This window comes from Corynebacterium sp. SA-MJD20WY100 (genome assembly GCF_039822565.1).
Classification (GTDB): domain Bacteria; phylum Actinomycetota; class Actinomycetes; order Mycobacteriales; family Mycobacteriaceae; genus Corynebacterium; species Corynebacterium phoceense_A.
The window spans coordinates 1-2,421 of sequence record NZ_JBCJKS010000039.1; the positions used below are offsets into that span (position 1 = coordinate 1).

Consider the following 2,421-nt stretch of genomic DNA (forward strand, 5'->3'; position numbering starts at 1 on the left):
TTTCTACCCCCGATAAAAACTCCCCAAACCCCTAAAACCCGTGTCCGCCACTGGTCAACTCTTCATGTCCGCCAACAGCCCGCGAGGGCGATACAAATGCCGCGCCCAGCGGGCTTAACGAGGCGCAGTTCACGTGGGACGAGGCTGAGCAGCGCGTTGTTATGACGGGCTCGCCGGACTAAAACGCGAAAGGCCGCCACCCCGAGGGGTGGCGGCCTGTTCTCGTAGAGTTCTAGGCGAACTTACGGCGTGCGACGAAGGCAGCCGCGCCGAAGACGGAGAACACGAGCAGCGCGAAGAGGGTGCGTGCTGCGGTGTTGGAGCCGGTCTCAGCGTTCATGCCGCGCTCGCCGGACGGGACCTGGCCCTGGGTGTCCGGGGTCGGGGTGACGGGCTGGCCGGACTGCTCCTGGATCTCCTTGACGTGGCCCTTCTTCAGGTCCTCGGAGAAACGGATTTCTTCCTCGGTCGGGGTGGAGTCCTTGCGAGACTTGTCCTGGACGTAGGTGGAGCCGTCCTGGTTGAGGTACCAAGTGGTGCCGCCGATGACGAGCAGCGGCGGAAGTACCTTGCCCGCGATCTCGCCGGCGTCGAAGTTGCCGCCAGAGCGCTCGGACTTCTTCTCGACGACCGGGACGCCCGGGACCTCGTAGCCCTTCTCGCGGTAGCAGTTCTGATCTTCCTCGATGAGCTTCTTGATCTCGCCGGAGCGGGTGAGCTCCACGTTGTTGAGCGGCATCTCGGAGGCGGCGCGCTCGGCGGTGTCGACCCACTCGCCGGAGCCGTGCAGGTAGACAACCTTGTTGCCCGTGAGCACGTAGGACTGTGCCTTGTCGGAGGTCTCAGCCTTCGGCGGCGTCGGCGCGCACTCGAGCTTGGTCGGAACGACCGGGGTGGCCGGGGTCTGGCCCAGGACCTGCGGGGTGACGGTGGGCTGCATGTCTGCGGCCGACGGCATGTCAGACGCAAGGGCAGTAGGGGTAGCTGCGAAGGCGATGACGCCGGACATGGCGACAGCAGCCAGGGAAGTACCGAGACGCTTCATGTTTACTCCTGTGAGAAAGAAGGGGCTGTAGAAGAAAAAGACTGTGGTCAGAGCTGCCGTTCCTTATGTCACAACAGCAACATGGGCAACATTAACCTCAGAAATTAACAACTGTGCGCATTTCTTTCGGCGTGTCGCGGCAAGAAAAAATCCCCGCGCATAGCGGGGATGGTTGGGCCGGTGTTCCTCCTGTGCATGGCGGTGCACGGCGGCGTCGCGCAGATTTCTTGGGAGTTTTCGCACGTGGGGGTGGTTCGGTGCGGCTTAGGCTGCTGCGGGCTCGGCACCGTTCGTAGCGTCTGCGCCGTCAATGACGCCCTCGTAGGACCAGCCGACGACAGCGTTCTTCACCGACGCCTCGAGGAGATTCGCCGGCTGGATGCAGCTGATGGTGAGCAGTCGGCCCGGCATGGGCCCGGTGCCCCACACGTCCGGATCATCTGCGAGGCCCGCTTTGACCGGGTCGTGGAAGTCCGTGGCGGAGTACATGAGCCACTTCTCGCCGGAGGCGGCGGTGCGCACGTAGAGCTTGTCGCCCTCGTGTACCTTGTGCTCGTTACGGGTGCCGTCGTAGAGATTATTAAACACGGCGGGCACACCCGCGGCGGTGTGGCCAGCGATGACCACGATGTCCGGTGCGTCCGTCCCCGGCAGCGAGTACGGCCGGTCTGCGGCGGTGTAGGTGCACGCCTTGTCGAGCGATGCCGGGTCGAGCGCGTTGTCCTTCGTGCGGCACGCGCCTTCGTCGAACTGCGCGCGGACGTTGATGGCGGGGATATACATCTCCACTGCGGCGGCCTGTTCGATGGTTGGCGCCTCCACGGTCGTCGTGGGGGCTTCGCTCAGCGCTGCCGGGGCGTCTGGTTCCTGATGTCGCAGCGCGAAGAACGTGAGCGCGAGCAGCACGACGAGGACGAGTCCTAAGACGAGGGCGACGCGCGGAATACGCGGGCCGGCTTCCGGCGCGGTGCGCGGGCTGCGTCGGGGCGGCCGCGAGCGCTGCGGCTGCTCGAGCGTGCGCGCGGTGCGGCGGGGCTGGCGGCGCGCAGTAGGGGCGGGGGCATCGGCAGCGCGGGCGGGGCGCCCTACGCTATAGGTTCCTGGTCGCGGGGTGATGCGAGTGGATTCGGCGCTGGGGCGGGGGAGGCGGTAGGTGTCGCGACGGGTGCCGCGGCCGTCACCGGACCTGCGGTGGGGGTCGGTGGGGTACGGCATGGGAGACTCCGGAGGGACGGGCGCTGAGCGCGTAAGACGAGTGGGTTTATTTTACGCCCGCGCGCTGCCCGTGGGACGTCTAACGGGCTCTTCCGGTTTTAGAGTGCATTGATTTTGTGTCGGATGTTGGCGGCGTGAATCAGGCACCGCAATATGTAGTG

General features: G+C 65.6%; 2 protein-coding genes. Both read right to left on the minus strand.

The window, feature by feature from the left end:
- Positions 1-232: 232 nt before the first annotated feature.
- On the minus strand, positions 233-1,045 hold the full coding sequence (locus ABJ196_RS12585; protein WP_347307569.1) for a hypothetical protein: 813 nt from the start codon (positions 1,043-1,045) through the stop codon (positions 233-235).
- A gap of 264 nt (positions 1,046-1,309) precedes the next feature.
- Positions 1,310-2,260, minus strand: a complete 951-nt coding sequence (locus ABJ196_RS12590) for a hypothetical protein (protein ID WP_347307571.1) — start codon at positions 2,258-2,260, stop codon at positions 1,310-1,312.
- Positions 2,261-2,421 lie beyond the last annotated feature (161 nt).

What these genes read in the sequence shown, in the direction of transcription:
- ABJ196_RS12590 (WP_347307571.1), bottom strand. Translation starts at nt 2,260, where the DNA reads ATGCCGTACCCCACCGACCCCCACCGCAGGTCCGGTGACGGCCGCGGC.
- ABJ196_RS12585 (WP_347307569.1), bottom strand. Translation starts at nt 1,045, where the DNA reads ATGAAGCGTCTCGGTACTTCCCTGGCTGCTGTCGCCATGTCCGGCGTC.